Source organism: Shewanella sp. SG41-4 (assembly GCF_014164505.1).
In the GTDB taxonomy this organism is placed as follows: domain Bacteria; phylum Pseudomonadota; class Gammaproteobacteria; order Enterobacterales; family Shewanellaceae; genus Shewanella.
Window position 1 is genome coordinate 1 of the sequence record NZ_JACJFI010000221.1, and the last position, 6,821, is coordinate 6,821.

A 6,821-nucleotide genomic window follows, 5' to 3' on the forward strand; every position below is an offset into this window, starting at 1 on the left:
GGCGAATTGCAAGCGCTAACAAATAGCAACAACGCTGGTAATAGTAGTAACTTGATTGAATTTACAGTCATGTCAAATTTACACTTGTATTAAATAAACAAAAAAAATTGCAGCGTGCAAGACCAGTGTTTAACCACCCTGTCTGCACTGCTGCAATTTCATGACTTACATGTCAATGTTATGAGTTAACTCATTAACCACCGAAATCATCTAGTAAGATGTTTTCGTCTTCGACACCTAAGTCTTTTAGCATTCCAATAACTGCTGCGTTCATCATTGGAGGTCCACACATGTAGAACTCACAATCTTCTGGCGCATCATGGTCACGTAAGTAGTTTTCATACAATACGTTATGAATGAAACCGGTATAACCAGTCCAGTTATCTTCAGCTTGCGGGTCGGATAACGCGACATGCCATTTGAAGTTTTCATTTTCAGCCGCTAAGCCGTCAAAATCTTCAACATAGAACATTTCACGTTGAGAACGCGCACCGTACCAAAAGCTCATCTTGCGCTTTGATTTAAGACGTTTTAATTGGTCAAAAATGTGTGAACGCATTGGAGCCATACCGGCACCACCACCAATAAATACCATTTCAGCATCAGTGTCTTTAGCGAAAAACTCACCAAAGGGACCAGAAATCGTCACTTTATCGCCAGCTTTTAAGCTCCAAATGTACGAAGACATTTTACCGCAAGGCAAGGTTAAATTACGTGGCGGTGGCGTAGCAATACGCACGTTCAACATAATAATCCCGAACTCTTCAGGGTAGTTAGCCATTGAGTAAGCACGAATTGTTTCTTCGTCTACTTTTGACTCTAACTTGAAGAAACCAAAGTGTTCCCAGTCGCCACGGTATTTATCTGGCACTTCAAACTCAGCATATTTAACATGATGAGCAGGAGCTTCAATCTGAATATAACCACCGGCACGGAAAGGCACAGATTCGCCATCAGGAATTTGTAGCTTAAGTTCTTTAATGAACGTCGCTTTGTTATCGTTAGATAGAACCGCACATTCCCATTTCTTGATGCCGAAAATTTCTTCATCAAGTTCGATTTCCATGTCAGTTTTTACGTTTACCTGACAAGATAAACGACAACCTTGACGTGCTTCGCCTTTACTAATGTGGTCAAGTTCAGTAGGGAGAATATCACCACCACCAGACTTAATATGTACACGACACTGACCACATGAGCCACCACCACCACACGCACTAGATACGAAGATGCCATTGTCGGCTAAAACGCTAAGCAACTTGCCGCCAGCACCTGTTTTAATTGCTTTATCTGCGTCGCCGTTAATACCAATAATGATATCACCGCTTGCCACCAATTTTGATTTAGCGAATAAAATCACTAATACCAAAACCAAGACAATCACAGTAAACATACTCACACCTAGATAGACATCTATTGGAGTAGATTCAAGAATACCCATTCACTTATCCTTAAAGGTTCAAATTAATGCGTCTTCTCAATGTCTCTTAAAGAGAAACACCTGAGAATGACATGAAACCTAGAGCCATAAGACCTGCTGAGACGAAGGTAATACCTAAGCCACGTAAGCCATTTGGCACGTCAGAATACTTCATCTTTTCGCGGATACCGGCCAGCAATACAATTGCTAACGCCCAACCAATACCAGAGCCAATACCAAATACTACGCTCTCGCCAAGGTTATAATCACGCTCAACCATGAAAGATACTGCACCGAAAATTGCACAGTTCACGGTAATCAAAGGTAAGAAAATACCCAACGCGTTGTACAAAGGTGGAAAATACTTGTCTAAAGCCATTTCCAATATTTGTACAAGTGCTGCAATCACACCGATAAAGGTGATGAACTTCAAGAAGCTCAAATCAGCATCAGGGAAACCAGCCCAAGCTAATGCGCCTGGAGCCAATAAACCTTGATAAATAATTTGGTTAGCAGGAACCGAAATAGCCAGTACCACGATAACAGCAACACCAAGGCCCATCGCAGTAGTCACTTTCTTTGATACCGCTAAGAAAGTACACATACCTAAGAAGAACGCTAGTGCCATGTTTTCAATGAAAACTGAACGAATTAATAAACTAATATAATGTTCCATTGCGTCTACCCTTTTGCTTCAACTTGCTCTGGCTTATAAGTACGTATCAACCAGATCAAACCACCGATCAAGAAGAATGCACTCGGTGGCAGTAGTAATAAACCGTTAGGCTGATACCAACCACCGTCAGAGATTTTGCTGAGGATTTCTACGCCGAATAATGAACCATTACCAAATAGTTCACGCACCACGCCAACAGACAATAGAATAGCACCGTAACCTAAACCGTTACCGATACCGTCCATAAAGCTCATCATTGGAGGGGTTTTCATTGCGTAAGCTTCAGCACGACCCATTACAATACAGTTAGTAATAATCAAACCTACGAATACCGATAACTGCTTAGAAATGGCATAGGCATAAGCTTGTAATACTTGGTCAACCACAATTACTAAAGACGCAATAATAGTCATCTGTACAATAATACGCACACTGCTTGGAATGTGATTACGAATAAGAGAGATAAACAGGTTAGAAAACGCTGTTACCGCTGTTAATGCAATCGTCATTACTAATGCTGTTTCTAATTTACTGGTAACAGCAAGTGCACTACACACACCCAAAATTTGCAACGCAATTGGGTTGTTATTGATAATCGGTCCGGTCAGAACCTGTTTAAGTTCTTTAGCGTCAGCCATTAGCTTAACCCTCCGTTGCGTGCTTTAGCGATAAAGCTTGCAAAGCCTTCTTTACCTAACCAAAACTCCAATGAGTGTTGTACACCGTTACTGGTCAATGTTGCACCTGAAAGTGCATCAACACCATGAACAGAGTTAGCCACTGTAGGGTTTTTAGTTACACTAATAGCCAAGTTGCCTTGTGCATCAAATAACTGCTTACCTTTCCACAATGCTTTCCATTTTGGATTTTCAACTTCGCCACCTAAACCAGGGGTTTCACCTTGGTCGTAGTAAACAAGTCCTTGCACTGTGTTCAGATCAGCTTCTAGTGCCAAAAATGCGTACATCGTTGACCACAAACCATAACCGTGAACAGGCAAAATTACGCTAGTCAGTTTACCTTCGTCATCACGAACAAGGTAAACAACAGCTTTATCTGCAACACGTTTGATTGAGGCAACATCATTTTCAGGGATAGATGACGTTTCTGTATCACGAGATGCTTTACGTTGATCATAAAGGTTAGCATCACCCTCAACAAATTCACCGGTTGTAAGGTCAACTAAGCGAGCGTCTACATACTGCTCATACTTGCTTAGAATATCTTTCTTGGTGATTTTGCCTTCTTTAGGGTTGATAAGGCTGGCTGCTTCAAGAATATACTTTTGCTTATCCAACAACTTATTTTCTTGCTGAATAGGTTTTAACACCACGGCAGCTGTTGAAACAAGCACGGAGCAAATAAGACATAAGCCGACAACAACAAATAGCGTTCTACCGAACGAATCTTTATTACTAGCCACGAGCAATCCTCCGCTTAATATTTGCCTGTACAACAAAGTGGTCAAATAATGGAGCAAATAAGTTAGCAAACAAAATAGCTAACATCATACCTTCTGGGAATGCAGGGTTAACCACACGGATAAACACTACCATTGCACCAATGAGGAAACCGTATGCCCATTTAGCGCTATTTGTGAATGACGCAGAAACAGGATCTGTCGCCATAAACATCATACCAAATGCAAAACCACCTAACACTAAGTGCCAATGCCACGGCATTGCAAACATCGGATTTGTGTCACTACCAATAACATTGAGTAAAGTTGCAATTGCTACCATACCTAACATTACACCACCTACAATACGCCATGAGGCAATACGGGTGTAGATAATCACTAAACCACCGAGCAAAATTGCAAAGGTAGATACTTCACCAACAGAACCTGGAATAAAGCCCATGAAAGCATCAATCCAGTTAGCGTTTGAAGTGTAGTCAAAAGTACCTTGTGCAGCTTGACTTAATGCTGTTGCACCAGAGAAGCCGTCAGCAGCAACAACCCATGAGGTGTCACCGGACATGCTTAGTGGGTAAGCAAAGAACAAGAAAGCACGGCCAGCTAATGCAGGGTTTAAGAAGTTACGCCCTGTGCCGCCGAAGATTTCTTTTGCTACAACCACACCAAAGGTAATACCTAAAGCAACCATCCATAAAGGAATTGTTGGCGGTAGAGTTAATGCAAATAGCACTGAAGTGACGAAGAAACCTTCGTTAACTTCATGGCCACGCACCGACGCAAATAGCACTTCCCAAAAACCACCGACAATGAAAGTCACTGCATAGATAGGTAGGAAGAAGCACGCACCATAGAACATCAAGGACGTAATGCCAGAGTCTGCAGTGAGTTGAGCGCCAAATAATTCAAATAAGCCTACTTGCCAAACATCTGGTGTACCGAAACCACCGGCCACCATCGCTATTTGAGCTTGTAAACCTACGTTGTACATCCCAACAAACATTGCCGGGAATGTACATGCCCAAACCGTAATCATCATACGTTTTAGGTCAAGATTATCGCGAACGTGGGTTGCCCCTTTGTTCACTTTACCTGGAGTGTAAAATACTGTCGCAGCCGCTTCGTAAAGGGCATACCACTTTTCGTATTTACCGCCTTTTTCAAATTGCGGTTCAATACGTTCGATAAAATCTTTCAAGCTCATTAGCCTTCCCTCTCGATCGTATCTAAACAGTCACGCAAATATGAACCGTAATCATACTTACCAGGACATACGAACGTACACAATGCCAAATCTTCTTCATCTAACTCTAATGCGCCTAGACGGACTGCGCCATCAAAGTCGCCAGAGAGTAAATCACGAAGTAGCATAGTAGGTAGAATGTCTAAAGGCATCACGCGTTCATAGTTACCAATAGGTACCATTGCACGGTCTGAACCGCCAGTACTAGTGGTCATATTGAATAGACGAGACGGGCTTAAGTGGCCTAAGAACGAACGATTGATAGAAAACTTATCTACGCCAGGCATCGCCCAACCAAACAATTCTTTCTCGTCACCTTCTTCTAGTACACTCACCTGCTGATGATAACGCCCTAAATAAGCCTGAGGTCCTACCGCAGTTCGGCCGCTTAACACAGAACCCGAAATCACACGAACACCATCACCAACCGTTTCATCAGTAGTCAGTTCAGTCATGCTAGCACCCAAAACGGTACGTACAAGACGAGGGTTTTTCGCTTTAGGACCGCCAATTGCAACCACACGCTCAGTGTTTAATACACCTTGGGTGAACAGTTGACCAAATGCAATCACATCCTGATAGCCAATATGCCAAACAGTACGTGTTGCAGAAGCTGGAAGAACGTGATGAATATGCGTACCCGCAAGACCTGCTGGGTGTTTACCCGCAAACTCTTGAACTTGGGCATTAGCTGCAGGGATATCGGCACCTTGAGCTTTACATAGGTAAACTTTACCTTCAGTTAATCGTGCTAAGACTTTTAGGCCATTAGCAAAATCTTCTTTATGTTGAGCGATAACTACCGCAGGATCGGCAGCAAGAGGTTGAGTATCAATTGCAGTAACGAAAATACCTGCAGCAGTATCATCTACAGCTGGCACTTTACTGAAAGGTCGTGTACGCAAAGCAGTCCATAAACCTGAATCAATCAGATTATCACGAACAGCTTGTGCGTCTAACGTGTCCAACTTATCAGCATCGTATTGAGCAAAAGCAACGCTATCGTCACCTTCCACAGCAATAACAACTGACTGAAGCACACGTCTTGCACCTCGGTTTATTTCTAAAATAGTACCACTGGCTAAAGCCGTATATTTAACGCCTAAATTCTTTTTATCTTCAAAAAGAACTTGGCCTTTTTGTACTTTGTCGCCCACTTTGATTTTCATCGTTGGACGTAAGCCAATATACTCTTCACCCAAAGTCGCTACATGTCTAATGGCTGGGCCATTATGGATAACTTGCTCTGGTCCGCCTGCTATAGGCAGTTCCAATCCTTTCTTAATTGTAATCATATCCACAAGCACTACGTTTGAAGGAAAGACAATGCGCCACGTTCCGCTACAAAAACAAAGTGTTAACAAACACTTGCCATTTGAGCTAGCGCAGATTTAACTCGAAAATGCGATCATAATCACGCTGGTCGCGCGCATTTTACCGCAAATATGAGACTATCGCCACGAAAATTATAGGTGTTTTCAAACCAATACCTAACACAATAGGTGGCTTTTAGACAAGATTTAACAAATTAGAACCTAGGGGGTTAATGTTATCTACTAGATTCTGATTTAAAAACTATAGTATTAATTTTTAAAGAAATAATTTTAGTTGTTTGTTTACAAGAACAGTTGCACTTCAAATAACACCGCTCAAATGAGTCATCACTTGAGCAGTATTGGCATTTGAGAATAAAAGACACAGCAGGCAGCGTTTAAATATTATTCAACACTGCTTATGTCTAGAAAGCGCCAACTAGAAATGACCTTGATAACCCAAATAGGTGGTCATTTCAGACTGTCTTTGGAACCCCATTGCCGTTCGATTTGCCACTAAATCTTCATCTAACAAATTCTCAACACGAACATACAACTCATGCTGTTCGGTCAAACGGTAAGTTGCCGCAATATCAACCTTCCATTGACTATCAATAGCACGTTCATTGGTGACATAGAGATTAACTCTACTACGCTATCGCTGAGCATCACGCCTTGAGCGTCGGTAACATTAACCGTCAGAGTCGCCGCAGAAACTGCCGCTGAAAAAAAATAAGTTAAACAGAGCAAAT

At 42.0% G+C, this 6,821-nt stretch carries 7 protein-coding genes and 1 pseudogene; all 8 read right to left on the reverse strand.

Annotated elements, in window-relative coordinates:
• Window positions 1-193: 193 nt before the first annotated feature.
• Window positions 194-1,441 (reverse strand): NADH:ubiquinone reductase (Na(+)-transporting) subunit F, encoded by a 1,248-nt coding sequence (gene nqrF / locus H5202_RS16475; protein WP_182773033.1) that lies wholly within the window; start codon window positions 1,439-1,441, stop codon window positions 194-196.
• A 46-nt stretch (window positions 1,442-1,487) separates the two neighbouring features.
• Window positions 1,488-2,096, reverse strand: coding sequence for an NADH:ubiquinone reductase (Na(+)-transporting) subunit E (nqrE, locus tag H5202_RS16480; RefSeq protein ID WP_011636427.1), 609 nt, complete (start codon window positions 2,094-2,096; stop codon window positions 1,488-1,490).
• 5 nt (window positions 2,097-2,101) lie between these two features.
• Window positions 2,102-2,734, reverse strand: coding sequence for an NADH:ubiquinone reductase (Na(+)-transporting) subunit D (locus H5202_RS16485; protein WP_011636426.1), 633 nt, complete (start codon window positions 2,732-2,734; stop codon window positions 2,102-2,104).
• Window positions 2,734-3,519, reverse strand: coding sequence for a Na(+)-translocating NADH-quinone reductase subunit C (locus tag H5202_RS16490; RefSeq protein ID WP_182773034.1), 786 nt, complete (start codon window positions 3,517-3,519; stop codon window positions 2,734-2,736). The genes H5202_RS16485 and H5202_RS16490 overlap by 1 nt, the downstream gene beginning before the upstream one ends.
• Window positions 3,512-4,717, reverse strand: coding sequence for an NADH:ubiquinone reductase (Na(+)-transporting) subunit B (locus H5202_RS16495; protein ID WP_182773035.1), 1,206 nt, complete (start codon window positions 4,715-4,717; stop codon window positions 3,512-3,514). The genes H5202_RS16490 and H5202_RS16495 overlap by 8 nt, the downstream gene beginning before the upstream one ends.
• Window positions 4,717-6,051, reverse strand: coding sequence for a Na(+)-translocating NADH-quinone reductase subunit A (locus H5202_RS16500; protein WP_182773036.1), 1,335 nt, complete (start codon window positions 6,049-6,051; stop codon window positions 4,717-4,719). Before H5202_RS16500 ends, H5202_RS16495 begins: the two co-directional genes overlap by 1 nt.
• Before the next feature lie 457 nt (window positions 6,052-6,508).
• A complete protein-coding gene (locus H5202_RS24330; RefSeq protein ID WP_259397353.1) occupies window positions 6,509-6,643 on the reverse strand; it encodes a hypothetical protein in 135 nt (44 codons plus the stop codon).
• Window positions 6,640-6,821, reverse strand: a pseudogene (locus tag H5202_RS24025) (hypothetical protein); the annotation flags it as partial. The pseudogene H5202_RS24025 and the gene H5202_RS24330, both read right to left, overlap by 4 nt.

Excerpts from the sequence above, each read along its gene's own strand:
- nqrF (WP_182773033.1), bottom strand. The coding sequence starts at position 1,441 with ATGGGTATTCTTGAATCTACTCCAATAGATGTCTATCTAGGTGTGAGT.
- H5202_RS16500 (WP_182773036.1), bottom strand. The coding sequence starts at position 6,051 with ATGATTACAATTAAGAAAGGATTGGAACTGCCTATAGCAGGCGGACCA.
- nqrE (WP_011636427.1), bottom strand. The coding sequence starts at position 2,096 with ATGGAACATTATATTAGTTTATTAATTCGTTCAGTTTTCATTGAAAAC.
- H5202_RS16485 (WP_011636426.1), bottom strand. The coding sequence starts at position 2,734 with ATGGCTGACGCTAAAGAACTTAAACAGGTTCTGACCGGACCGATTATC.
- H5202_RS16495 (WP_182773035.1), bottom strand. The coding sequence starts at position 4,717 with ATGAGCTTGAAAGATTTTATCGAACGTATTGAACCGCAATTTGAAAAA.